At 32.6% G+C, this 26,170-nt stretch carries 20 protein-coding genes and 1 pseudogene; 11 read left to right on the top strand and 10 right to left on the bottom strand.

Translation table 11 applies throughout. The features are described from left to right. Positions 1-129: 129 nt before the first annotated feature. Positions 130-1,557, bottom strand: a complete 1,428-nt coding sequence (locus QYS49_RS04650) for a DASH family cryptochrome (protein WP_308350543.1) — start codon at positions 1,555-1,557, stop codon at positions 130-132. A gap of 113 nt (positions 1,558-1,670) precedes the next feature. Here QYS49_RS04650 and QYS49_RS04645 point away from each other — a divergent pair, with 113 nt between their 5' ends. The 3 genes from QYS49_RS04645 (at position 1,671) to QYS49_RS04635 (ending at position 6,665) form a co-directional block, all read left to right on the top strand. Next, positions 1,671-3,902 (top strand): GAF domain-containing protein, encoded by a 2,232-nt coding sequence (locus QYS49_RS04645; RefSeq protein WP_308350541.1) that lies wholly within the window; start codon positions 1,671-1,673, stop codon positions 3,900-3,902. A 121-nt stretch (positions 3,903-4,023) separates the two neighbouring features. Beyond that, a complete protein-coding gene (gene hemH, locus QYS49_RS04640; protein WP_308350539.1) occupies positions 4,024-5,052 on the top strand; it encodes a ferrochelatase in 1,029 nt (342 codons plus the stop codon). A gap of 59 nt (positions 5,053-5,111) precedes the next feature. Further along, on the top strand, positions 5,112-6,665 hold the full coding sequence (locus QYS49_RS04635) for a tetratricopeptide repeat protein (protein WP_308350537.1): 1,554 nt from the start codon (positions 5,112-5,114) through the stop codon (positions 6,663-6,665). Between the two features lie 102 nt (positions 6,666-6,767). Here QYS49_RS04635 and QYS49_RS04630 read toward each other — a convergent pair whose 3' ends face one another. The 4 genes from QYS49_RS04630 to QYS49_RS04615 form a co-directional block, all read right to left on the bottom strand. After that, complete coding sequence (locus tag QYS49_RS04630; protein WP_308350535.1) at positions 6,768-9,035, bottom strand: ATP-binding protein; 2,268 nt, start codon at positions 9,033-9,035, stop codon at positions 6,768-6,770. Between the two features lie 144 nt (positions 9,036-9,179). Next, positions 9,180-10,733, bottom strand: a complete 1,554-nt coding sequence (locus QYS49_RS04625; RefSeq protein WP_308350533.1) for an Rne/Rng family ribonuclease — start codon at positions 10,731-10,733, stop codon at positions 9,180-9,182. A 186-nt stretch (positions 10,734-10,919) separates the two neighbouring features. Beyond that, positions 10,920-11,756, bottom strand: a complete 837-nt coding sequence (locus QYS49_RS04620; RefSeq protein ID WP_308350531.1) for a tetratricopeptide repeat protein — start codon at positions 11,754-11,756, stop codon at positions 10,920-10,922. Positions 11,757-11,764: 8 nt separating this feature from the next. After that, a complete protein-coding gene (locus tag QYS49_RS04615; protein WP_013454713.1) occupies positions 11,765-12,064 on the bottom strand; it encodes an HU family DNA-binding protein in 300 nt (99 codons plus the stop codon). A gap of 231 nt (positions 12,065-12,295) precedes the next feature. Between QYS49_RS04615 and mutY the strand changes: the two genes are divergently transcribed. From mutY to arsM, 5 genes are all read left to right on the top strand, one after another. Beyond that, positions 12,296-13,342, top strand: a complete 1,047-nt coding sequence (gene mutY / locus QYS49_RS04610; protein ID WP_308350528.1) for an A/G-specific adenine glycosylase — start codon at positions 12,296-12,298, stop codon at positions 13,340-13,342. A gap of 103 nt (positions 13,343-13,445) precedes the next feature. Beyond that, on the top strand, positions 13,446-13,898 hold the full coding sequence (locus tag QYS49_RS04605) for a single-stranded DNA-binding protein (RefSeq protein WP_308350526.1): 453 nt from the start codon (positions 13,446-13,448) through the stop codon (positions 13,896-13,898). A 16-nt stretch (positions 13,899-13,914) separates the two neighbouring features. Beyond that, positions 13,915-15,237: a gliding motility-associated protein GldE gene (gene gldE / locus QYS49_RS04600; RefSeq protein WP_308350525.1), complete on the top strand. Its 1,323-nt coding sequence runs from the start codon at positions 13,915-13,917 to the stop codon at positions 15,235-15,237. Positions 15,238-15,273: 36 nt separating this feature from the next. After that, positions 15,274-16,245, top strand: coding sequence for a CNNM domain-containing protein (locus QYS49_RS04595; RefSeq protein ID WP_308350524.1), 972 nt, complete (start codon positions 15,274-15,276; stop codon positions 16,243-16,245). Between the two features lie 121 nt (positions 16,246-16,366). Further along, complete coding sequence (arsM, locus tag QYS49_RS04590) at positions 16,367-17,341, top strand: arsenosugar biosynthesis arsenite methyltransferase ArsM (protein ID WP_308350523.1); 975 nt, start codon at positions 16,367-16,369, stop codon at positions 17,339-17,341. Positions 17,342-17,388: 47 nt separating this feature from the next. Here the strand turns inward: arsM and QYS49_RS04585 are convergent, their stop codons facing one another. After that, positions 17,389-17,778 carry a DUF302 domain-containing protein gene (locus QYS49_RS04585; RefSeq protein WP_308350521.1) on the bottom strand — a complete coding sequence of 130 codons (390 nt, stop codon included), beginning with the start codon at positions 17,776-17,778 and terminating at the stop codon, positions 17,389-17,391. Between the two features lie 225 nt (positions 17,779-18,003). Here QYS49_RS04585 and uvrB point away from each other — a divergent pair. Next, positions 18,004-20,029, top strand: a pseudogene (uvrB, locus tag QYS49_RS04580) (excinuclease ABC subunit UvrB). Between the two features lie 45 nt (positions 20,030-20,074). Continuing rightward, the gene (locus tag QYS49_RS04575; RefSeq protein WP_308350519.1) at positions 20,075-20,845 is read left to right on the top strand and encodes a S1/P1 nuclease; all 771 of its coding nucleotides are present in this window, start codon (positions 20,075-20,077) and stop codon (positions 20,843-20,845) included. A gap of 84 nt (positions 20,846-20,929) precedes the next feature. On the opposite strand, the gene QYS49_RS04570 is transcribed toward QYS49_RS04575, so the two are convergent. Further along, a complete protein-coding gene (locus QYS49_RS04570) occupies positions 20,930-21,505 on the bottom strand; it encodes a hypothetical protein (RefSeq protein WP_308350517.1) in 576 nt (191 codons plus the stop codon). A 168-nt stretch (positions 21,506-21,673) separates the two neighbouring features. Between QYS49_RS04570 and QYS49_RS04565 the strand changes: the two genes are divergently transcribed. Then, complete coding sequence (locus QYS49_RS04565) at positions 21,674-23,707, top strand: tetratricopeptide repeat protein (RefSeq protein ID WP_308350516.1); 2,034 nt, start codon at positions 21,674-21,676, stop codon at positions 23,705-23,707. Here QYS49_RS04565 and purE read toward each other — a convergent pair whose 3' ends face one another. The 3 genes from purE to QYS49_RS04550 form a co-directional block, all read right to left on the bottom strand. Beyond that, entirely contained in the window at positions 23,708-24,229 is a 522-nt protein-coding gene (purE, locus tag QYS49_RS04560) for a 5-(carboxyamino)imidazole ribonucleotide mutase (RefSeq protein WP_308350514.1), read from the bottom strand. It abuts the gene before it with no gap. After that, a complete protein-coding gene (locus tag QYS49_RS04555) occupies positions 24,226-25,362 on the bottom strand; it encodes a 5-(carboxyamino)imidazole ribonucleotide synthase (protein WP_308350512.1) in 1,137 nt (378 codons plus the stop codon). Before QYS49_RS04555 ends, purE begins: the two co-directional genes overlap by 4 nt. A gap of 135 nt (positions 25,363-25,497) precedes the next feature. Beyond that, positions 25,498-26,106: a SiaB family protein kinase gene (locus QYS49_RS04550; protein WP_308350511.1), complete on the bottom strand. Its 609-nt coding sequence runs from the start codon at positions 26,104-26,106 to the stop codon at positions 25,498-25,500. Positions 26,107-26,170: the final 64 nt, after the last annotated feature.

Raw genomic sequence — 26,170 nt, 5'->3', positions numbered from 1 at the left:
AAAAATAAGAAGATTTGAGCATAAAGCTAAAGGATGAAGAGGTAAGATGTAAAGGAAGACCACTTAGCAACAAAATTTAATCCACAGTTCTAAAATTCAGTACGACCATGAATTCATTCAATTTTTATTTTAATACTCCCATTTATCCATATCCACAATTGGTTTCAAATAAATTTCTGGTATATCCAAATTAAGTTTTTCTAATTCAGTCTGCTTCATTAAAGAGATTTTATGAATATTAAAGCCTTCGATTTCTTTCAATTCTGAAATCCAATTTCTAACATATTCCCCTTTAGCATCATATTTTTTAGCTTGGCTTAGGATATTGAAATAGCGGTTTTCTCTTGGATCATTTCCCACTCCAGCAACATAAGCCCAGTTTCCCCAATTACTTGCCACATCATAATCAATTAATTGATGCTCAAAATACCAGGCGCCCATTCGCCAATCTAATCCCAAATCCTTTACCAAAAAGCTGGCTACATTTTGCCTGCCCCGGTTGCTCATAAAACCAGAAGCATTTAATTCCCGCATATTGGCATCAATAAACGGTACTCCTGTTTCGCCATTTTTCCATTTTTGGAAAAGCTCTAAATCCCATTTCCATTCTACTTCATTTCCTTTTATTCCTTCCTTTTGGAAAAGCTGAGAACCAAATTTTTTCAAAACAAATTGAAAATAATCTCTCCAAATCAGTTCAAAAATTAACCAATAAGTAGATTGATTTTTCTTTCGTTCTTTTTCATATTTCTTAACCTGGTAGTAAATTGATTTAGGAGAAACACATCCTAAAGCCAGCCAAGGGGAAAATTTGGAAGAGTAAGCTTCCCCCAGCAATCCATTTCTGGTATTTTTATATTCTTTGAGTTGGTCTGATTCCCATATATATTGATTCAAACGCTCCCAAGCTTTTGTTTCACCTCCTTCAAAATTTAGAACCGATTTTGAATTTGGTTGAATATCATCAATCCCTAAATCTGAAAACTCAAAATTGTAGTCTACAGGCAAGGAAGCTGATAAATCTCGTGGTGTTTCTAATAAATCTTTTACTTCGGTTTGTTTTTCATTCTCTTTCCTAAATTGGGTAAAAATATCTGGCAATTTTCCAATAGGCCAGGGAATATCGTCCTCATGAAAAAGTGTAGTTTGAGCATAAAAATGCACCTCTCTTTTTTGTTTTATAAATAGTTTTTCAATGCTTAATTCCTCTTGAATTTCCTCTGTACCAAATTCTTTAGGAGCATATAGTGCATCAAATTTATTCTCCGTCAAAAGTGATTGAATGATGGTTTTAGAATCCCCTTTTTGAATCAATAATTGCCCTCCCTTCTGTTCAATATTATATTTTAAGTCCAACACAGTTTGCCATCTGAATTTTAATTTCAAATCAGAGGATCGCTTCAAGCCAATTGGATTTTCTTTCCATTCTATTTCATCAAAAATATAAAGCAACAGGTATCTTTCTGAGTTTTGGATTCCCTCCAAAAGTGCTTGATTATCTTCAATTCTTAAATTTTTCCTGAACCAAATCAGCGATTTTTGATGCTTTTTCCTCATTTTCCAAAGATTTTAATGTGTCAGAATAACCGTTTGCTTAAAATTTATGTTTGAAGCTTTTTAATTAGGTTGATAAAAGATAAATTGAGACTTGGAAAAAGCGAGCGTGTAACATGAGAAAAATAAACTTCAATTCCATTAAAAGCAGAATGATCATCGGCTATGGCAGTATGGCCCTATTGATAGTAATTGTTGTTATTATAACACTTTCGCAAATCGGCAAAATCATGATGATGGGAAATGATGTTTTGGAAAATAAACAACCCTCTCGAATTTATGTAAATGCCTTTAAAAGTGGAATACGCCATTCCAATGTTAATCTTCAAGATTATTTACTTTCAGGAAATGACCGTTTAAAAAACGAAATTGAAGAAATTTGGGAGAAAGAAATCCAATCAGCTAAAGACAGTATTGATTCTTTAAAATCTTCTTGGGAGAATCCAGAGAACATTATTTTATATGAAAAGCTGAGCAGACTTGGCAACAGAATCCAGCTTAAGCAAAAAGAAGTAATGAATAATGCGCAGTTTGGAGGTGGGGATATCCGTTTATCAATAAATGATTATCCTGGATCAGAAAGTGATACTATATATGACTCAAATGATCTCCAAAATTGGATAGATGATGAATTAGCAGACCAAAGCTCAAACAACAATCCAAATGGTAATCTTTATGCAGATAATTTAAAGTCTTTAAGCGATGAATTTGATGAAAAAGCAAGCCTTTTGTATGCGAACATCGAAGAAGAATCTTGGGGTGTGGCTGAAAAAATATATAATGCTCGCGATAGATTCGTAATTGTTGAATCAATTATTGTCATAATTTCTATTCTTTTATGCTTTATATTATATCGGTTCGCAAGAAGACAATTCAAAAGCAGTATCAACACATTACAAGATGAAGTAAAAATCCTAAGTGAGGGAAACATTCCTGAAACAAGAGCTAATACCAACGATGAATTCGATATTATTTTAGAAGAAATTCATACGCTATCAGAAAATCTATCTAATGTAAAGAACTTTGCTTTGGAAGTCGGAAAAGGGAGTTTTGATAGTGATATTTCTGTTTTCAATAATCAAGGAGACATTGGCTTATCTTTAGCTGAAATGCGTGATAGCCTCAAAAACGTATCGGAAGAAGCCAGAATTAGAAACTGGACAAATAAAGGTTCTGCTGAATTTGGTGACATCTTACGGAAATACAATAACAACATTTCGGAGTTGAGCGATCACGTCATCACTTTTATGGTAAACTACCTAAATGCAAATCAAGGAAGCATTTTTATAGTAGATGAAGATGAAAATGGAGAGGAAGCACTTCGTCTAACTGCAACTTATGCATACGACAGAAAGAAGTTTTTAGAAAAAACGATTCAACCTGGACAAGGATTAGTTGGGCAAGTTTATCTAGAAAAGCAGTCTATATACATGAAAGAACTGCCTGAAAATTATATTACTATTACTTCAGGATTAGGAAAAGCAACTCCAAAAAGTATTTTCATAGTTCCGCTAATCGCCAATGAAACTGTCTATGGTGTGATTGAAATAGGTACTTTTACTGAGTTTACCGATAATGAAAGGAAATTTATTGAGGACGTAGGCGAAAACATTGCTTCCTCAGTTCAATCTGTTAAGATAAATGAGAGAACCAATAAACTTTTAGAGGATTCTCAACAGATGACAGAGGAAATGCGTGCTCAAGAAGAGGAAATGCGCCAGAATATGGAGGAATTGCAGGCCACCCAAGAAGAGATGGAACGCGCCCAAAAAGAAAGTAATGAACGTTTAGTAGCCATGGAAAAAAGTGGCATGGCTTATATAGAGTTTAATCCAAAAGGAGATATCCTTACTGCTGATGAAACTTTTATTAAATTATTTGGCTATAACTCAGTAGATGAAATTAAAGGAAGACATCACCGTATTTTTGTAAGTGAAGATTATGCTAACTCAGAAGATTATCAATCATTTTGGGAAAATTTAAGAGCAGGGAAAATTCAAAGTGGAATATTTGAACGCTACAGTAAAAATGGACAAAAAATTAACATCAAAGGCTCTTATTCAATTTTAAGAAATCAAAATGAGGAAATAACCAAAATTGTCAAATTTGCTTTTGACATTACAGAAGTATATCAAAAAATAGACGCTTTAGTAAAAGAAAAAGATGCTTTAATACAACAAATAGAAGAAATTGAAAGTAAAATTAAAAGTACTGGAGAGGGCGGGTTAGCTGAATTAAAAGCATATCAACAAGAATTGAAGAAATCATTAATAGAGAAACTCCAAAAGAACGAATCAGAATTAAAAGCATCTCTTGAAAAACAAAAAAGAGATTTAGGAATTTCTTAATAAGTCATCAAAACATTTCAAACTATTAGTAATAATCCTTAATAGAATATTATATCAATATATCTTTGGTTAATTTTGAAATTTAAAACATAAAATCACACTGCTGGTTATTCAACCCAATATGAAAAAAGCAAATCAAGGAAAGACAGGAGTATTACTAGTGAATTTGGGAACACCAGATTCTACAAAAACATCGGATGTAAGAAAATATTTAAGAGAATTTTTAATGGATAAAAGGGTAATTGATATTCCTTTTTTATTCCGATGGATGTTGGTGAACTTAATAATTGCACCTTTCAGAGCACCAAAATCTGCCAAAGAATACCGTAAACTTTGGGTAGAAAGAGGGTCTCCCTTAAAATTCTATGGGGAAGATATCAGAGATTTGTTGCAACAGGAATTAGATGATGAGTATGTAGTCGAAATAGCAATGCGATATCAATCTCCAAGTATAAAAGATGCTTTGGATGAATTAAGAAGTCATAACGTAGCTAAAATAATAGTAATACCATTATTTCCTCAATATGCATCTGCAAGCAGCGGATCTGTTCAAGATAAGGTCATGGAAATTGTACAAAAATGGCAGATTATTCCTCATATTAATTTCATTAGCAATTTTGTAGAAGAGCCAGGTTATTATAAAACATTTGCAGCTTTAGGTAAAAAATATTTGGATAAGCATGACTATGACCATGTTCTTTTTAGTTTTCATGGTTTACCTGAGCGGCAAATCCGAAAAGGTTCTGTTGATAATTATTGTAAGCTGGGTAATTGTTGCAATGCTTATCATGATAAAAATAGATTTTGTTATAGGGCTCAGTGCTTCCAAACTGCACGCTTAATTGCAAATGAACTTAACTTACCAGAAGATAAATATACCGTTACATTCCAAAGTAGATTAGGAAATGACCCATGGATTAAACCTTATACAGATGAGGTTTTGAAAGAATTGGCTAAAGATGGGAAAAAATCAGTTTTAGCTTATTCTCCTGCTTTTGTCTCTGATTGTTTGGAAACCACTATTGAAGTGGGAGAGGAGTTTAAAGAAGAGTTTGAAGAAGCAGGTGGAGAGCGATGGGATTTAGTCGAGAGCTTAAACGACAATAAAGATTGGATACTTACTTTAAAATCTTTAGTCATGAAAAATTAGGTAAGCTAAACGGCTGTAACATTAATTTTTTTTGATTAAATTATTGGCTATTTTAAATTATGATAAGCCGTTTTTTAAAAGTCATACCGCCTATTTTATTGCTAATTATCGTGCAATTGCATTCATTATTGGCTTTGCAGAATGATTCTTTACAAAGCTTGCTTAAAAACAAGCTCTCAAATGAAAGTTTCAAGCAAGAAGAGGCGATAATTGAATTTCTAGATATTTCTGAAAAACTATACTCACAATCTCCAACAGATGCATTATTTTATGTTAATGCATTAGAGGAACAGTTAGAGTCCGAAAAAGACAATAGTGGAAAAGCTTATATTTTAAGTAAAAAAGGAACTTTCTATTGGCTACAAGGAATATATTATGCGTCTCTTAATGCCTATTTTGGAGCACTTAAATTATTTGAGCACGAAAAGAATTCTATTGAAGTCATTAAAACCTTAAACAATATTGGTGAGACTTATAAAAAACAGAAAGACTATACACAGTCTGCCAGATTTATAAAATTAGCCCTACAAAAAGTAAGTGAAGTTGAGAATCTTTCTCCTGAGTTAATACTAGTAAACTTAGGTCAGTTATTTATGCTCAAAGAAAATTATGATAGCGCTAATTACTATCTCAATCAAATTCTGAATAAAGACAGTGTAAGCACACAATCTAGGGGTTTCACCTACTTATATAAAGGCATTATTAATCATGAAATCAGGCAATATGACTCCGCTCAGTATTTTCTTGAGCGAAGTTTGAAATTTTGGGATGACATAAATTATGAAAGAGGAACTGTTGAAAGTAAAATTGAAATTGCCAAAATCTATCTTGATCAAAATGATTTTGAAAGAGCTAATCAATATCTAAGAGAGGCTGAAAATCTTGCTGTAAGAATTAATGCATTAGATTTATTGCTTAATATATATCAGTCAAAAATTGATTTATTTAAATTTAAAGGAGGCAAAGACTCACTTGTATTTTATTTTGATAAATATCTGGAAACTAAAGATTCTATATTCAATTCAGAATCAAGAGCGGAAATTAATAAATTAAGTATTCAATATAATTTGTCTCAAAAAGAAAAAGAGCGGTATAAATTAGCATTAGAACAAGCAGAATTATCCAATAAAATTGAAAATAGAACACAGTTTATAACTATATTAATCATTGTATTAATATTAGCATTTATTCTCATTTTATATCTCAGAAATAAAAGCATTCAGCTTAATAGTGCTCATATAAAACTTAAACAGCAAAAAGAAGAAATTGAAGATAAACAGAGCAAGATTTCATCGAAATCATTAGAACTGGCTAGAGTGAATAAGGAACTTAACAGCCTCAATAATAATCTAGAACAAAGGGTTTTTGAAAGAACCCAGAAATTAAATGAAAGGAACCGTCAAATTGCTGAATTTACCTATTATAATTCTCATAAACTTCGTGCACCGGTTGCCAATGTATTAGGCCTTATTAATGTGATGGAATTAGCAAAAGATGGAAAAATAGATCCTGTCCTCTTAAAGCATTTGAAAACAAGTGCAACCGAATTGGACAAAGTAATTTTCAATTTAAAAAATCTATTGGAGTTGGATGAAGAAATTGATGAACAATAAATTATATGAAGTTTAACAATTAATATCACAAATATTCATTGTTTGGTACTGATTATCAGATAGGTATAAACTCATCTAGTGTAATTACCAAATAGACTCTATTTAATTCACAAAAGGAAGTAGGATTGTAAACTTGGTCCCTTTTCTAGTTTTAGAAGTAAAATCAATAGTACCTTTCAATACATTTAGAGTATCTACCACTATATAAAGCCCTAACCCTGAACCTTCAATACCTTGATGAGCTCTAAAAAACATTTCAAATATCTTACTTTGATATTCTTCCGGAATTCCTGATCCATTATCCTCCACTTCGATCACATAAGAATTGTCTTTAACTTTTGCACTCACTTTAATATACGGAGATTCATCTTTTTCAAAATCATGGTATTTCAAGGCATTAGTTACCAAATTACTCAATACAATATTCAACCTTTTGGGATCAGTTTTTATTTCAAAATCAGAATTATAAGCCCTTATTAACTTAACTTTATCTGCATTTGCATAAAATTTCAAATCCTCCACTATACTATCTAATATGAAATCCATTTTAACAGGTTTCATTTCAAGTGGCTTTTTAGTATTAGTGGAAAAATCCATAATGCTTTTTATAAATTCCTCCAGTTTAGTAATGCTGACATTCATGTATTTGAAATATTCTCTAATATCTTCTGGTCTGTCAGACATCTCTGCTACCGAAATTAAGCCTCTTAAAGATTTCAAAGGAGCCACTAAATCATGAGACGATCGATAAACAAAATTATCTAGTTCATTATTAATTGTTTTTAATTCTTCGTTTGCTTGTTTTAAGCGTTCTTTTTGAGAACGAAGCTCTGAGGTTCTCTTTTTTACTATTTTCTCAAGTTTCTTGTTGGTAATGCTTAATCTATGCGTACGGTATTTAATAAACCCAAAAATTAACAAGCTTAATAACACCGCAAGTAGCACATAAGTGATATAACTTTCATACCATTTAGTGGGTACTATAATATCAAACTCAAATGATTGAATTTCTAAATCTGGGTTATTAAGACTTCTAGCTTTAAGATGAAAAGTATATTTACCACCAGATAAATTTGTATATTCTTTACGCGTATTATTGGTCCATTCTGACCAGTCTTCATCAAAGCCATCCAAATAATAGGAAAACTGTAAATTTTCTTTAAAAAAGCTAGGTACAGAAAAGTAAAAGTCAATTGAATTACTTTTATTTTCCGAAATAGATAAAACATGATTAGTATCTCTTATAAAAACGGAGCTGTCGCCAAGTTTAATATATCTAACTTTAGTCTGCGGTTTAAAATTAAATTCTTCTTCTTCTGGATTATAGAATTCCAAATATTGCAACCCAACCTCTGTAGTTAGCCAAATATTACCTCTTCTATCCTCAATAGGATATGAATAGTAATTAGTTAATAAACCAGATTTTTTATCTAACTTCCTAATGATATCTCCTTCATCATTAAAAAGTACAATTCCATTTTGCCAAGTTGAACCTAAAAATAAAGAATCCTGATACCTTTCAACATAATATAAGTAAGTACTATCCTGTAAGAAGTATTGATTTATTTCATTATCCCACACCTCCGTTTCATAGGTTTCAGGATCTAGCTTAAAAACCCCATTTTCTGAAGTAAACAATAACCATTCTTCATCTTCCTTTTGAATGATTTCCCAAGCATAATCTTCTTGGAAATTAAAACTCTTATTTACAAAATTAAAAGTATCTTTTTCGAGTAAAGCTAAACCTCCATTTTTACCATAAAAAGAAACTAACAATTCATCTTCAACATTATACATCGTTAAATATTTATTGTCAGCTTGAATTCTTTTCAAAATCTCACCATCCCATTTAAATATTAAACTATCTGCACTAAAATAAACATCTCCGTTGTGTTCCAGTATTTTCCAAATATAAGAGATATCAATTTCATCAGTTGACCTATCGTTCAAGGGATGATAGATCATATTTCCAATTTTATTTCTTTGAAAGAAACCAAACTCATTACTGCCGAATGTATAAATTTTATCTCCTACGATCTTTAGATAAGTAATAGGTGTATAATTGGGTGTTCTGTATAATCGCCAATGGCTTCCATCAAATTCTAACAATCCATTTTCATTTCCAAAATACATAATGCCATCTTCATCCTCAACTGAGGTATAATTAAAAGAACTTGCTTGATAGTTGGATCCATCAAAATCATGAAATATTATTGAATCAGCGGATGCTGTTTGAAGGGAATCATTAATCTGAAAAGATACTGCACGAACAGACACTAGCACAAAAATTATTGTGAGTAACAATGTTTTTTTATCCCCAATTAATAAATTAAACAATGATTTACTGATCGTCATGTTAAAAAAATCCAATATTCCCTAAATTTAGGGAAATTTTAATTACCCCAAAAATATCTTAGACTAACGTGCATTTGGCTTCGATGTAATATATAATAAAAATAGCCCGTAGTTTTTTGATAAACTACGGGCTATTAAAATAATACAATTATGTTATAATTATTCCATCTCTATCAATTCCTGATTTGCATTCATAAAATGGTACTCAGTTAAGGCTAAAGAACTATCTTGTATTAGCTTAATCCATTTACCATATTTAAAGAACCATTTTACACGTAAGGAAATAATTCCTTTTGTGTAATAAGAATATAGGAATGGGTGTATTGCTAGACTTAATGATTTCTCATTCTGCTTAGTCAATAGGTGATCCAAATCCTGCTCTATATTATCAGAAACTAATATGGAAGCGGTTATCTTACCGGTTCCATTACAAGTAGGACAATTTTCTTTTGTAATAATATTCAATTCAGGCCTAACCCTTTGACGGGTCACCTGCATTAATCCAAATTTAGATAATGGTAAAACAGTATGCTTAGAGCGATCTGTTTCCATAAAATCCTTCATCTTTTTAAAGAGAAGCTTTTTATTATCAGGATTTTTCATGTCGATGAAATCGACCACAATAATCCCTCCCATATCTCTCAATCGTAACTGACGTGCTATTTCTTTAGCAGCCTCCAGATTCGTATTTAAAGCTGTATCTTCTTGGCTTTCTTCATTATTAGACTTATTACCACTATTGACATCTACAACATGTAATGCTTCAGTATGTTCTATAATAAGATATCCGCCACCTTTTATGTTAACAGATTGTCCAAATAAGGATTTTAATTGCCTTTCAATCCCGAAATGTTCAAAAATCTTATTCTTCCCGTTGTAGAGTTTTAGGATTTTTTCTTTACTTGGGTCTATTTTCTGGATATAGGTCTGAATTTCCTTGAATATTTCTTCATCATCCACATGGATGTTATCGAAAGATTCATTCATCATATCTCTCAGAATAGAAGAAGCTCTGCCTACTTCACCGATGATTTTATCCTTCGGTTTAGCGTCTTTAAGTTTCTTAACTCCATTCTCCCAAGTGTCTAATAAATTTCTTAAATCCGTATCTAATTCAGCTACCTCTTTACCTTCGGCAACAGTACGGATGATTACGCCAAAGTTCTCTGGCTTTATGGAAGAAATTAATCTGGTGAGTCTTTTACGTTCCTCACTAGTTGATATCTTTTTGGATATGCTTATTCCATTGGCAAATGGTACTAATACCAAATACCTTCCTGCTAGTGACAACTCGCATGATAGTCTTGGCCCTTTCGTAGAGATAGGTTCTTTAATAACCTGAACCAACACCTGCTTGTTCTTGGAGAGCACCTGTGAGATTTTACCTAATTTGTCAATCTCAGGCTCTAATTTGAACTTACTTAATTTGTATGAGGTGTTATTACGAGTAGTGGCAAATTTAGTATACTTTAAAAGTGAGTTCACTTTCGGTCCAAGATCATGATAGTGCAAAAATGCATCTTTCTCATAACCTACATCCACAAATGCGGCATTTAAGCCTTGCATTACTTTTCGGACGTTCCCTAAATAAATATCACCCACACTAAACTGCTCTTCTTTATTATCATAATGAATCTCTATAAGATTCCTATCATTTAGAAGGGCAATACGACTGCCATTTTGAGTTGAATTAATAACTAATTCATTGCTCAAAGCTCTATAAGTTTAAGTGAAAACTAAAAAAATGTCTTATAAAAAGACAACAAGAAGTAATGATTACTTCTTGGTCTTATGTCTGTTTTTTCTTAGTCTTTTCTTTCTCTTATGAGTTGAAATCTTGTGTCTTTTTCTTTTTTTACCGCAAGGCATAACTTTAAAATTTTTTGTTAAACAATTTTATTACAATTCATTCAAGTAACTTTCAACAGCTGCTAACAACTGCTCATCATTACTTTTATTTTTAATTTCTGTAAATAGCTTTTTAGCTTTTGCTTTCTGACCATTATTCATCAAACTCAAAGCTAAATAAAATTCTGCCTGAATATTTTCAGGGTGTTGTATTAAAAGCTTTTCAAATCTCTCAATTGCTTTGCTGTATTGACCAGATTGAACTGAGAGAATACCTAAGTTAAATAGAGCTTCTTCATTATCTGGATCTTCTTCTACCACTTCTAAAAGCATCGAAATGCCTTTCATTGGATTGTCAGAAGACACATAAGTCATTGCTAATTTTATTTTAGCACTGTTATTAGCAGAGTTTTCATCCAATACTTTTTGCAAGTATTCTCTTGTTTTCACTGCTAACCTATTTGCTTTTTCAACATCAGCTGCAAAACTGAAAGCTTCGTAATAGGCGTTTCCTATTAATTCATTATCTTCATGAGACAATTCTACATACTTAGCTGCGCTATCTAACCTATTTAAGTTTCGAAACACATCAGCTAAAGAATCCGCAAATATAATACTATTTTCTTGATTCTCAGCCAAATTATAACTATTTCTTAGCCGTTCAATATCTTCCCGAACCTCTTTAGGGATATTTCCTGAATGAGATTCAGTCATCATATTATTATCTGAGGATGCAGAAGTTTCCCCTGAAGATGTACTGTTTTCTGCTGTTTCGGCCCCTTTATCGATACTTTCATTCTCGTTATCCACCACTACTTTAGGTAAACTGAAAAACACAGCTACTAAAACAATGGCTATAACAATTAATATGATTCGGGACTTAAGCATGTCTGAAATTAAACTTCTTCAGTTATTTTATTTGAGCTTTTGATCTTTTCAACAAATACTTTTGATGGCTTAAAGCTAGGCACATAATGCTCATCAATTACAATAGCGGTGTTTTTTGAAATATTACGAGCAATTTTCTTAGCTCTTTTCTTATTCACAAAACTACCAAAACCTCTCACATAAATGTTTTCACCATCAGCCATTGAGTCCTTCACAACAGAGAAAAATGCTTCTACTGTAGCGGTTACATCTGCCTTGTCTATACCTGTTTTTTCAGAAATTTCTGATATAACGTCTGCTTTAGTCACGCTTCTATTTGGTTTAAATTATTAAAAAATTTTACCCTATCATTTTGGGTCTGCAAAGGTAGTCCTACATTTTTGAATTTAAAAGTAAAATCTTTTAAAGATATGTAAGCTTTTATTCCATATTTCACATTTAACCTTTTAATTTTCAACAATTTATGCAAAATCTTATTAATAACTTCATCTTTATATTCTTTATTTATTTTATTTAAGATTGCTCATATTTGCATTTATATGATTCATAGCTTCTCAAATCTTCTTATAAATTGGTATAACAATAACCAAAGGGACTTACCTTGGAGAAATACTTCAGACCCTTATAAAATATGGCTTTCTGAAATCATTTTGCAACAAACCAGGGTAAACCAAGGCCTCCCTTATTTTAACAAATTTGTAAGCCAGTATCCTACTGTGCAAGATTTGGCATTGGCACCTGAAGATGAAGTGATGAGACTATGGCAAGGATTGGGCTATTATTCTAGAGCAAGAAATCTACATGAATGTGCTAAATCAATAGTAAAAGAGTATAATGGCAAATTCCCAGATACATATAATGAATTACTGAAACTAAAAGGCATAGGTAAATACACAGCTGCTGCAATAGCATCTTTTGCATTTGGTCAGGCAGTGCCCGTGGTAGATGGAAATGTTTTTAGAGTGCTTGCTCGGTATTTTGATATTTCAGAAGATATTGCTCAACCGAAAACTTTCACCCAATTTTTTAATGTTGCCAACGAATTAATTCCTCAAAATCAAGCCGCTTCGTTCAATCAAGCTTTAATGGAGTTAGGCGCAACGATTTGTACACCAAAGAAATTTGACTGTGGAAATTGTCCTTTAGCTCAAGATTGTATGGCTAGAATTCATCATAAACAATCAGAACTACCTGTTAAAAAGAAAAAGATAAAGGTTAAAAATAGATACCTCTATTATTTGATCTGGCTGAATGGTGAAAAATTGGCAATGAAAAAAAGAGGGCCAAAAGATATTTGGCAAGGCTTATTTGATTTCGACTTAATAGAAAGCAAAATTGCTTTATCGACAGAAGAGATTTTTGAAGAAGTAAATAAACACCACAGCAATGCTGAAGTAGTTGAAATATCTGAACCAGTTAAGCATATACTTTCACATCAGCGATTAGAAGCCGTATTTATTGAACTAAAATCAAACAATGAAAAAATATTGAACGACAGTAATTTACAGTATTATACAAAACAGGAGGTTGAAGAACTTCCAAAACCCAGATTGATTGAGAATTATTTGACAAGAAAATATTTTTAGGTAAATTTATACCTGAAGTTTTAACTGTTGAGAAAATATTTCCTCAAAAAAAGCAGTTTGCTTCAACTATTAACTGTAATTTTGAACTAAAACTTTTTAACTTATGCAAGGAGTAAACAAAGTCATTTTGATTGGTAATCTGGGTAAAGACCCAGAGGTAAGACACTTGGACAACGGAGCTTCCGTTGCAAATTTTTCAATAGCAACAACCGAAACCTATAAAGACAGAAATTCTGGAGAACGAGTTGATCAAACTGAATGGCATAATATTGTGCTTTGGAGAGGTTTAGCGGAAGTAGCTGAAAAATATTTGAAAAAAGGAGATAGCGTCTATATAGAAGGAAAACTTCGAACCAGATCATGGGAAAAAGAAGGCGTTACACGTTATACAACAGAAGTTGTAGGTGACCAATTGACTATGCTTGGTGGAAAGAAAAGTGGCGATGATTCAGGTCAGTCATCAAATTATGCAGGGAATCAATCCAATAATCAGGCCGCTGCGGCACCAAGCCAAACACCGGATACCAACAGCGAAATGGACGATTTACCATTTTAATAAACAATTATAAAAATTGGAAGACCCTTCCCCTAGTATAATTTTATTAGCAAATATAGCCGAAAACGGCAATCATTGGTTTTACATCATCAATACTTTATTGATGATGTTTTTACTTATGATGTCAGCTCTAGTTTCAGGCTCTGAAGTAGCATTTTTTTCATTGTCTCACGATGATTTGGCTAAATGCAAAACTAGCAATCAGCCAAAAGAACAGACTATTCTGGAGCTTTTAAAAAATCCAAAACGCTTATTGGCCACTATCCTAATCCTTAATAATTTTATTAATGTAGGGATAGTTACGCTTTCCACTTATTTAACCTGGGAAATAGTAGGCACTAAAGAAACAGAAGGTTTATTAGTCGTTACTTTAACTGCTATCGTAACATTTCTGATTGTTTTCTATGGTGAAATTGTTCCTAAAGTATATGCCAACCAGAACAATTTAAGTTTTGCTGCTAGAATGGCCTTTCCTCTTAATTTTTCTGCTAAAATATTTAGCCCCATATCTATTCCATTAATGAGCTTAAGCGGAATCATTGAAAAAAGAGTAGAACAAAAAGGCTTTAGTGTATCAATTGATGAATTACATCAGGCACTTGAAATCACTGCTGATAAAGACACTACCGAAGAAGAGAAAGGAATATTAAAAGGAATTGTAAATTTCGGAACCCTTTCAGTACGTCAAGTAATGAAATCTCGTCTTGATATTACCGCCTTTGATTTTGATGATGATTACCACAAACTGATGGATCAAATCAATAAAAACGGTTTTAGTAGAATACCCGTTTATAGAGACACTATTGATAAAATTGAGGGTGTTCTTTATGTTAAAGACTTATTGCCCTATATAGAAAAAGAAGAAAACTTTGAATGGCAAACACTGCTAAGACCAGGCTTCTTCGTACCTGAATCCAAGAAAGTTGACAGTCTATTAAAGGACTTTCAGGAAAAAAGGGTTCATATGGCAATAGTGGTAGATGAATATGGCGGTACCTCAGGACTTATTACTTTAGAAGATGTAATTGAAGAAATCGTTGGTGAAATCAATGATGAATTTGATGAAGATATTGATGTTGCCTATAATAAACTAGATGAATATACCTATATTTTTGAAGGCAGAACATCATTAAATGATTTCTGCAAAATCATAAATGAAGAACCCAGTACTTTCGAAGAAGTAAAAGGAGAAAGCGAATCATTAGGTGGCCTTATTCTAGAAATTAACAGCAAATTACCTCGCACTGGAGAGAAAATAAAATTTAAAAACTTCACATTCACAGTAGTGGCAGTTGACCAAAAAAGAATCAAAAGAGTTAGGGTATTTACTAAGAATTAGTCTTGAGCCCTTGCTACAAGAATAAACTAGATTACCATGCTTGTATTCGTAATAAGCACCTTTGTTGCAGTATTTGTTTCCTTTTTATGTTCCATGGCTGAAGCTGTTTTGCTCAGTGTTGATAAAGTAAAAATAGAAACTGATAAAGAAAAGGGGCTAACTTATGCGAAGATAATGCATAAACTCAAATCAAATATAGATAGGCCCATATCCGCAATTCTTATTTTAAATACCATAGCCCATACAGGTGGAGCAACTATAGCTGGTAGTGCCTTTGATGCGATTTACGGGGAAAAGTATATCTGGATATTTTCAGTCATTTTTACAATCGTAATTCTTTTTGGTACGGAAATCCTACCCAAAGTAATTGGTGTAAATAAATCAAACTTGATTTCCAGGAGGATGGCAAGGCCTCTTCAGGTAATTATTAAAATTCTGCACCCTCTTATTGTAGTGACTCAAGCATTCACCAACCTTTTAGTGGGTAAAAGAAAAAAGAGCAATCCATACAGCTTAGATGATATTCGTACAATTGCCAAAATGGCTAAATTGGAAAAGATAATTGATACCGATCAAGAAAACATCATTATCAACACTTCTACACTAAAAAAACGTTTTGTGAAAGAAATTATGCTACCTGTAGAAAAAATCATTTTTTTCAAAGAGAATATTAGCTTTGATAAATATTTCAATTTAGCGGCTAAACATAAACATACTCGTTATCCGATAAGTAGCACTGACTCTATAGAAGATGTATACGGATATATAAATTTCAAAGAAATTGCACTAAACGAAAAGGAGAATTCTGAAAACAAGTTGACAGAATTTATAAGACCCATCATTTTCATTAACGAGAATACCCCAATCATAAATCTGTTGAAAAAAATGAACGAAAACAGATTCCACATATCAATGGTAAAATCTGAGACCAATAAAATTATTGGTATGATTACTTTAGAAAATTTGGTGGAAACTGTAGTGGGAGATATAGAAGATGAGTTTGATTAAAAATGATTTAAATTCACTAAGTAAACCATTTCAAATATCCGCTTGTATTAGCAATGTCTCATTTGTAACAATCTATCTTAAATTTATTCCCGTACTTTAATTAAATTTATTTTGATCAAATATGAACGATACTTATTTAGAAACCACAAAGGATGTTTATAGAAAAGCAGCCGAAACTCCAGATGTAGGACTTTGTTGCACTACCACACCAATCTGGCAATTACCAGGATTAGACATACCCAAAAGAATGCAGGAAATGAATTACGGCTGCGGAAGTACGGTTCATCCTCGTGATTTGGTTAACAATCCCAACATATTATATGTGGGAGTAGGCGGAGGAATGGAACTACTGCAATTCTCTTATTTCAGCAGACAAAAAACTGGCGTAGTTGGTGTGGATGTAGTAGAAGAAATGCTCACAGCCAGTAGAGACAACTTTTCAGAAGCAGAAAAATTAAACGATTGGTTCGACTCTTCTTTTGTTGATTTAAGAACTGGTGATGCTTTAAATCTGCCAGTTGAAGATAATTCAATAGATGTAGCTGCACAAAACTGTTTATTTAATATTTTCAAAGAAAGCGATATTAAAAAAGCGATGGATGAAATGTATCGTGTGTTGAAACCTCATGGTCGCTTGGTAATGTCGGATCCTGTTTGCGATCAAGCCATGCCTGAAAATTTAAAAGAAGATGAACGATTAAGAGCACTTTGCTTAAGTGGTTCATTACCCTTAACTGATTATATTAAAAAAATTACGGATGCAGGATTTGGCACTGTCGAAATTAGAGCCAAAAGACCTTACAGAATCTTAAGTCCTAAGCATTACGATACGCAAGAAAATATTTTTATAGAAAGTGTAGAAGTTTGCGCTATTAAAGACCCAATGCCAGAAGATGGGCCTTGTGTGTTTACTGGTAAAACTGCTATTTACATTGGAGAAGAAGAATATTTTGATGATAAGAAAGGACATGTTTTGATGCAAAATCAGCCATTATCGGTTTGTGATAAAACGGCCAATGCATTGAATTTACTTGATAGAGAAGATATTTACATTTCACCATCCACTTATTTTTATGATGGAGGTGGATGCTGCTAACAATTGAATTATGATTAGAGGGCAACAAAAATGTTGCCCTTATTTTATTATAATGCTTTTAATACGTTCTTAAGCATTTCATTTACTTCTTCGGCATGTTCAATTAGGTCATTATTATCCACAACAGCCATTGCAGTTGCAGGATCTATAGCTGTAACTTCTATGTTCCCATTTTCCATTTCCCTTATAGTGACATTGCATGGCAACATAGTGCTTATATGGGGTTCAATTGAAACAACTTTATCAGCATAAGTAGGATTGCAAGCCCCTAAAATTACATGAGGTAAATAATCCTTATCCAACTTCTTCTTCATAGTGGCTTGAAAATCAATTTCAGTTAAAATCCCAAAACCTTCTTCTTTCAAGGCTGCTTCAACTTCAGTTCTTACTGCATCAAAGTCCTTTCCTTCTAATATTTTTGAATGATAATAGTTCATAATTATAGCTTTTTAGTTTCTTATGTTTACGGCATAAGTTTTATATTGAATGACATAAACTCATCAAATATTGAAAACAAAAGGCTATGTGTGACAATTGTTACATTGATACACTTCTATAAAAATTAAGTAGTATTTATATTGATGAAATTAAGATTCATAAGGGTTTAAAATCTGCTTATATTTGTTGATAAACATTTTCCAACTTTATCGTTTGTTGTAAGTATGGATTTTAAAATCATAAGTGAATATCAACCTACGGGTGACCAACCAAAAGCCATTGAGGAACTTCAAAAAGGAGTTGAAGAAGGTGAACAAGACCAAGTACTTCTAGGAGTTACGGGTTCAGGAAAAACATTCACAATTGCGAACTTAGTAGAGCGCGTTCAAAAACCCACTTTGGTTTTAAGCCATAATAAAACCTTAGCTGCACAGCTTTATGGGGAATTCAAACAATTCTTTCCTGAAAATGCAGTGGAATATTTCATATCGTATTATGATTACTACCAGCCTGAGGCCTTTATTCCTTCCAGCAATGTTTATATAGAAAAGGATCTCTCTATCAACGAGGAAATTGAAAAACTTAGATTGAGCGCTACATCTGCACTGCTTTCAGGAAGGCGAGATGTAATTGTAGTGGCTTCTGTTTCCTGCATTTATGGTATCGGAAACCCAGAAGAATTTGGAAAAAATATCATCCGCTTGCAGCAAGGTGATAAAGTTCCTCGCAACCAACTGCTTTTTGCTTTTGTGGATATTCTCTACAATAGAACCACAGCAGAATTCAAACGTGGGACATTTAGAGTAAAGGGCGATACGGTAGATATTTTTGTAGCATATGCCGATTTCGCTTACAGAATTATGTTTTGGGGAGATGAAATAGAGTCAATCCAAAGAATTGATCCTGAAACAGGAAAGAAAATTTCGGATGAAAAAATTATTAGTATTTTCCCTGCAAATCTATTTGTAACTGGAAAGGATGTATTGCACCAAGCCATCAAAGAAATTCAAGATGATATGGTGGAGCAAGTGAAATTCTTTGAAAGAGATGGTCGATTTTTGGAAGCAAAAAGACTTCAGGAAAGAACAGAGTTTGACATTGAAATGATGCGGGAATTAGGTTACTGCTCAGGCGTTGAGAATTACTCTCGTTATTTTGATAGAAGAACTCCAGGCACTAGGCCTTTCTGCCTTTTAGATTATTTTCCAGATGATTTTTTGATGGTGATAGATGAGAGCCATGTTACAATACCGCAAGTTCGGGCAATGTATGGAGGTGATAGGGCCAGAAAAATTAACTTAGTTGATTATGGCTACCGATTGCCTTCCGCTATGGATAATAGACCTTTGAAATTTGATGAATTTGAAAATTTGATAGGTCAAACAATCTTTGTAAGTGCCACTCCTGCAGAATATGAATTGCGAAAAACAGAAGGGACTGTGGTAGAGCAAGTCATTAGACCAACTGGATTATTAGATCCTGAAATTGATGTTCGTCCTAGCGGAAATCAAATTGATGATTTATTAGAAGAAATTGATGAGAGAGTAAAGTTAAATGAGCGAGTTTTGTGTACTACACTTACCAAGAGAATGGCTGAAGAACTGAATAAATTCTTAGGTAGAGCAGGTGTAAAAGCTAGGTATATTCATTCTGAAGTAGACACTTTGGATAGAGTTGAAATCCTGAGAGATTTAAGACTTAGGAGAATTTGATGTGTTGGTAGGGGTAAATTTACTTAGAGAAGGATTAGACTTACCTGAAGTTTCACTAGTAGCAATTCTGGATGCAGATAAAGAAGGATTTTTAAGGAACCAGCGTTCTTTGGTTCAAACCATTGGTCGTGCTGCCAGAAATGAAAAGGGAAAAGTGATCATGTATGCTGATAAAATTACAGCTTCGATGGAACAAGCAATTGATGAAACCAACAGGAGAAGAGCGATTCAAAAAGCATATAATGAAGAACATGGCATTACACCTAAAACCGTTTTCAAATCTAGAGAAAGTATATTAGGCCAAACTGTAGCAGTTGATTCTAAAAAAACTTCTCAACAAAAATACTATGCAGGATTGGTGGAAACTTCTGTTGCCGCAGACCCAGTTGTTCAATATATGGATAAACCAGCCTTAGATAAAATGATTGCTGCCACCAAAAAGAAAATGGAAAAAGCTGCCAAAGATCTAGATTTTATGGAAGCCGCAAGATTAAGAGACGAATGGCAAGAATTGCAAAAATTACGTGACAATAAATAACCTTTCGGTAATACTAAAATACTACCTTTGCAAAAATTTAAAAATATGAAGATTAGAATTATAAGCGTTTTTATTTTAAGCATTTTCACTATTTCTCAAGCTTTAGCATGGGGTCAAACTGGACATAGAGTTGTGGGAGAAGTGGCCTCTTTCTATTTGAAAAGAAAGGTGGAGAAAAAAGTAAATGATATTTTAAATGGAAAATCATTAGCAGTAGCCAGTGTTTGGATGGACAACATCAAGTCAGATGATAGCTGGGACTATGCTAAACCTTGGCATTATGTTACTATTCCTGATGGAATGACATATGAAGAAAGTGAGAAAAACCCTGATGGAGATATCATCATGATGATTGAAAAAATCACTGAGGAATTAAAAGCAGGTAATCTTGATGCAAAAAGTGAGCAAGAAAAACTTAAAATGTTGATTCATTTGGTAGGAGATATTCACCAACCTTGCCATGTTGGCGGCAGAGATGACATGGGAGGAAATGCTGTAAGGTTAAAATGGTTCGGTCAGAACTCAAACCTTCACCGTGTTTGGGACAGTGAAATGATTGATTCCAAAGCTTTTAGCTATACAGAATTGGCAGATGCTGTAAATATCACCTCAAAAGACGAAATAAAAGCTCTTCAAAACAGTACAATAGATGATTGGTATAAGGAAGCTATGGGATTAAGAAACCAGGTTTATGAACTACCCGAAGATATGTATTTAGGATATGAATACAGCTATAAAAATTGGGGAACTGTTCAAACCCAATTGAAAAAAGCAGGTATTAGATTAGCCGGGCTTTTAAATGAAATTTACGGGTAATTTGAAATAAAGCTAATCTAACTCTAATTCATGCGTATAAAATCTGATTAAAATTGCACCCCGAATTCTCGGGGTGCTTAAGGTTTATACTGATTTCTCTTTTATCAATACCAAATTTCCTTTGACTTCAATACATACAAAGCCTGCTTTATCTACCCTATATCCATCTTGCTCTCTTTTCAAATTTTCGATTATTTTAATATCATCATTGACGATTTCAATCTGAAAATTTTCAGGATACCACTTTTTAAAGTTAGCATTTGGCTTTAAAATATATTTCCCCTTTTCAGTGAAAAAAATGAAAGGAATAGAGGTGGGCAAGGTTTTCAATTGTTGAAATAATTCCATCATGAAATTATCATCGCAAAAAATATTTAAAGCAGTATATTTTTTCTTACTTATCCAGTTTAGCAATGACTCTAATATTTGCGAATTATTATAAACTAGATCCTTTTCACCAATATTAACCTCTCTATTTTCCTCAATTAAATAACCATCAATTTTAGTTTGTTTTAACTCAAATATGTCTTTTAATTCAGGCATAATCAATAAATTTGGCGACCAGCCTAATATCTCGGATAGCTGTGGCCAATTATCATTTAATTGAAATACCAGAACAGGGGGCTCTTGTTCGTCTCTTATAATATGATGAGATGACATTTATATAATTTTAAATTCTTAGCTTAGATTATAAAATTAATAATTAGATCAAATCATTTTGCATTTTTATTGTTGAAATACTATAAATTGCACAAACATTCGATTAAAGTGAAACTTAAGTTTAGCATATTATTCTCTGTCTTAGTTATTTTGTTACCATCTATATTAATGGCACAAAACAAGACAGCAATTGATAGCCTTAAAAACACTTTGAGTAATTCCAGCTCATCCGCAAAAATTCAAACCTACAATCAGCTTGCTTGGGAATATAGAAAATCCTTCCCTGATAGTACGATCTTTTATAGTCAAAAAGCAATAGAATTATCAAGCTCCAACCCTGAGTTAGCTGAAGAAATTGTTAAGGCCTTAAATTTTAAAGGGGTAGGTTATTTTTATGGAGGGGAAAACATTAAAGCCTTTGAACACTATCAACAGGCTAAAGATTCTGCTTTATTATACGGTGACTCTTTGCAATATGGATACTCACTCAACAATATTGGAAGACTCTTTTTTAATCAAGGCAATTATGTAGCAGCTTACGATAATTTTTTCAGAGCCTTAGAGATTTTTAAAGAAATTGATGACTCTGTTTCCTTGAGCTATGGTTACAAAAGCTTGGCCGAGCTATATCAATCCCAAAACAACCTTGAAAAGGCATTGGAAATGTCTTTAAAAACAGCTGAAATTAGAAAATCATTTAATGATCCTTCTGGAATAATCTCTATTTATCTTGAAATAGCTGACATCTATGGCCAAATGGAAAATTATAATAACAGCTTAAAATATTTTACTCAAGCTTATGAAGTAGCATCTAAAATAAATGATGAAGCCAACTTAGCAATCATAAAATTGTCTATTGCTAGAATGAATACCAAAAGAGGTCAATTAGGAATTGCCTTAACAAATGCTACCGAAGCACTTGAATTTGCATCACAAGCAAAAAATGTAAATCTCATTATACAAGTTTATTCACTTTTGGGTCAAATTCATTTTTATAGAAATGAGTATAAACAGGCGAAGGATTACTTTTTAAAAGTTAGTGAACTCGCTACCAACAACGATATAACATATGAACAAGACGCTTATTTTTATCTATCAAAAATCTTTGAGAAAAAAGCTTCTACTCAAGAAGCTTTTGATTATTTCAAAAAATACTCTGAATTAAAAGAGAAAACTGAAAATGTAAATACAGCTCGTGAAATTGAACGTCTTGAAGCCCGATTAGAACTTGATGTTAAAGAAACTGAAAATCAGCTACTGAAACAAAATGAAGAAACCTATAAACAAGTCATACAAAAGCAAAGAGCATTTAACATTGCGCTTACAGCGACCATTGTATTAGCTGTTATTCTACTTATTAGTATTTGGATAACCGCTAATAGAAGAAGAAAACATAATAAAATTTTACAACTAAAGAATAATAAAATTGAACAACAGCAAAAAAATATAACGCTTAAGAACAAAGAAATCAAAACTCAAAATGATGAGCTCATAATTAGAAATAAAGAATTGGATGACTTAAATAATGAGAAAGACTCCTTGTTAAACTTAGTAGCACATGATATGAAAGCTCCTTTTCACAGAATAAAAGGTTTAACTGAACTTTTAAGATTATCTGGGCTTAATGAAGAACAAAATCAATACACTGAAATGATAAGAAATAACGCCAAACATGGCGCTTATTTAATTAATGACTTATTAGATGTCAATTCGATGTCATCTGAAAAAGAAGAGCTCACATCTGATAAGATTGAGCTTAAAAAACTTTTAGAAGATACAGTCTCAAATTTTGTTGTTGAATTGACCAATAAGGAAATTAAATGTAATATAGAATGTGAGCCAAATATTTATATAAGAACTAATAAAAACTATATCAATAGGATTTTAGAAAACCTAGTATCAAATGCCATCAAGTTTTCAGATTTAGAATCCGATTTGATATTAAGAGCAGGCATAGGTAAAAATAATTTCTGGATAAGTGTTAAAGACTTTGGCCCAGGATTTACTGAAGAAGACAAGAAAAATCTTTTTATAAAATTTAAAAAGCTAAGCGCTAGACCAACTGGTGGTGAAAGTTCAAATGGGTTGGGTCTGGCTATTGTAAAAACTTTAGTAGATAGATTGAATGGCAAAATCAACTTAGAAACTGAGGTCGGAAAATATAGTGAGTTTACACTATACTTCCCTTTCTTAGAGGAGTAATCAAAAACCTACTTTAGCAGATTTCCAACCATTAGCCTCCACTTCTTCAGCAGATTTCAATACTTTATCCTTCATTTGCTTTTTATAGCTTTCTAACTTTTTAGCTGCCTTATCATCAAAGTTAGATATGATTTGAGCAGCTAAAATTCCTGCATTTTTCGCACCATCCAAAGCAACAGTAGCTACCGGCACTCCGCCAGGCATCTGTAAAATAGATAATACAGAATCCCATCCATCAATAGAATTACTTGATTTTACAGGGACACCTATAACAGGAAGAGTGGTATAAGCCGCGACCATACCTGGAAGATGAGCAGCTCCCCCAGCTCCAGCTATAATGGCATGAAAACCATTCTTTCTTGCTGATTGAGCAAACTCCATCATTCGCTCAGGAGTTCTATGCGCTGAAACAATAGTTAATTCAAAATTAACCTCTAATTCTTCCAATACTTTAGCAGCCTCACTCATTACTCGAAGATCGGATTGACTGCCCATTATAATCGCTATTTTACCTTTGCTCATGCTTTTACTTTTAATGTAGATTTTACAATCTCAATTTTCCTTTTCAAGGATGTTAGACTAGGATCAGTAATGGTAACGTGTCCCATTTTTCTAAATGGCTTTGTCAGTTTTTTACCGTACAAATGAACTGAAGCACCTGATATCCTCATTATCTCATCCATTCCTTCATATTTTGCATCTCCTTTAAAGCCATCTTCACCTAAAACATTTACCATAGCAGAGCTAATCTTGGTTGAAGTATCGCCTAATGGAAGATTAAGAATAGAACGTAAATGTTGGTCATATTGAGACACAAAATTTCCTTCTATACTTTGGTGACCGCTATTATGAGGCCTTGGTGCAATTTCATTCACTAGGATCTGATTGTCTTTTGTCAAAAACATTTCTACTGCCAAAATGCCAACCATCTCTAATTTCTGGATAATTTCAATCGCAACCTTCTTAGCTTTTTCTGCTTCAGATTTATCAATAACAGCCGGAGACAATAGATACTCTACCAAATTATGCTCTGGATGAAAAACCATCTCAACTACTGGAAAAGTATTCACTTCTCCATTTTCATTTCTACTTACAATTACAGCCAATTCCTTTTTGAAAGGAACAAATTCTTCTAATAATGCTGGAGCATCAAAGCCTTTCGCTATATCATCCTTTGATTTTATAATTTGAACTCCTCTACCATCATAACCCCCTTTGCCTATTTTATGAACTGCAGGAAATTTATCGCTTAATTTTTCTAAATCAGCTCTACTATCAGTTAATACAAATGGGGCAGTAGGGATGTTATTATCTATATAAAATTGCTTCTGAACTCTTTTATCTTGAATCATCTCAACTATTTCAGGCTGAGGAAATACTTTCACACCTTCTGATTGAAGCTTTTTCATGGCTTCGATATTGACCTTCTCAATTTCAATAGTCAGAATATCACATTGTTTACCAAATTGATAAACAGCATCAAAATCTTCCAAATCTCCAACCACAAAATCAGAAACTAATTTAGAACAAGGAGCACTAGGATCAGCATCCATCATTTTCAAATCGATGTTGATATTGATAGCACTTTGCAGCAACATTCTTCCCAATTGACCTCCACCTAAAACTCCAACTTTTAACTCTGTATTAAAACTCATTAGCAAAACTTAATTAAATGATAGGCAAATATAATATTTCTTGATTGAGAATAATTGTAATTCAAAATATTGATGATCATAAAAAAAGCCTTCTCAATATTGAAAAGGCTTGGTATGTTATAAAGTAAAAATTACTTACTTACTTTTTACGTCTTTAATTTTATCAGCGTTAATCTCCACCTTTAAGATGAAAAGATCAAATTCCTCATCAATAGGCAAGAACTTATAGACCAATTTCTCACCTGTTTTTCTAGCAATGTCAATCAATCCAAGTCCAGCTCCTCCTTTATCTGAAAGCTTTCCGTGTTTGATTTGTTGCATGTACATTTTCTTCAATTCATCTGCACTAGCAGCATTTACTTCATCAATAGCAGATCTCAAATCTTCAACCTTATCTCTCGCAACTTTATTACTTGTAATTACATAATAGATATCTTCTTTATTACCAATCACAAATAATCCATTTCCAATTTGCGCATCTGTTATTTCATCAGAGTGCTTATTCATGTTCTGAAGAGTTTCTACCATTACATGGTAAACTCTCTTTTTCACATATCTATCTTCCTTTTTCCTTTCCATGTCAGACTCTGCCATGGAAGTAAACATTTTTGTGATTTCATGATTGAATTCTCCTAAATAAACCAATGAGATCCCATTTCCTTGCATTTCAGAAAAAAGGCTTAATACCGATTTGATGAAATTTACATTTAAATCCATCTTGTTTTCTTTTATGTTATCTATCATTAATAATATGAATATTTAGATTTCAAAAATATTTTATTTTTAAATTTTCTTCAAAATAGGGGAT

The sequence above is a fragment of the Marivirga salinae genome, from assembly GCF_030503855.1.
Classification (GTDB): Bacteria; Bacteroidota; Bacteroidia; order Cytophagales; family Cyclobacteriaceae; genus Marivirga; species Marivirga salinarum.
This window is presented reverse-complemented; position numbering and strand designations above follow the sequence as displayed.

Bases quoted from the DNA above. Each gene is read 5' to 3' on its own strand.
- purE (WP_308350514.1), bottom strand. From the start codon at position 24,229: ATGAGCAAAGGTAAAATAGCGATTATAATGGGCAGTCAATCCGATCTT.
- hemH (WP_308350539.1), top strand. From the start codon at position 4,024: ATGAAAAAAGCAAATCAAGGAAAGACAGGAGTATTACTAGTGAATTTG.
- QYS49_RS04650 (WP_308350543.1), bottom strand. From the start codon at position 1,557: ATGAGGAAAAAGCATCAAAAATCGCTGATTTGGTTCAGGAAAAATTTA.
- QYS49_RS04555 (WP_308350512.1), bottom strand. From the start codon at position 25,362: ATGAGTTTTAATACAGAGTTAAAAGTTGGAGTTTTAGGTGGAGGTCAA.
- QYS49_RS04570 (WP_308350517.1), bottom strand. From the start codon at position 21,505: ATGTCATCTCATCATATTATAAGAGACGAACAAGAGCCCCCTGTTCTG.
- mutY (WP_308350528.1), top strand. From the start codon at position 12,296: ATGATTCATAGCTTCTCAAATCTTCTTATAAATTGGTATAACAATAAC.
- QYS49_RS04595 (WP_308350524.1), top strand. From the start codon at position 15,274: ATGCTTGTATTCGTAATAAGCACCTTTGTTGCAGTATTTGTTTCCTTT.
- QYS49_RS04575 (WP_308350519.1), top strand. From the start codon at position 20,075: ATGAAGATTAGAATTATAAGCGTTTTTATTTTAAGCATTTTCACTATT.
- arsM (WP_308350523.1), top strand. From the start codon at position 16,367: ATGAACGATACTTATTTAGAAACCACAAAGGATGTTTATAGAAAAGCA.
- QYS49_RS04605 (WP_308350526.1), top strand. From the start codon at position 13,446: ATGCAAGGAGTAAACAAAGTCATTTTGATTGGTAATCTGGGTAAAGAC.
- QYS49_RS04645 (WP_308350541.1), top strand. From the start codon at position 1,671: ATGAGAAAAATAAACTTCAATTCCATTAAAAGCAGAATGATCATCGGC.
- QYS49_RS04550 (WP_308350511.1), bottom strand. From the start codon at position 26,106: ATGATAGATAACATAAAAGAAAACAAGATGGATTTAAATGTAAATTTC.
- QYS49_RS04635 (WP_308350537.1), top strand. From the start codon at position 5,112: ATGATAAGCCGTTTTTTAAAAGTCATACCGCCTATTTTATTGCTAATT.
- QYS49_RS04585 (WP_308350521.1), bottom strand. From the start codon at position 17,778: ATGAACTATTATCATTCAAAAATATTAGAAGGAAAGGACTTTGATGCA.
- QYS49_RS04565 (WP_308350516.1), top strand. From the start codon at position 21,674: ATGGCACAAAACAAGACAGCAATTGATAGCCTTAAAAACACTTTGAGT.
- QYS49_RS04620 (WP_308350531.1), bottom strand. From the start codon at position 11,756: ATGCTTAAGTCCCGAATCATATTAATTGTTATAGCCATTGTTTTAGTA.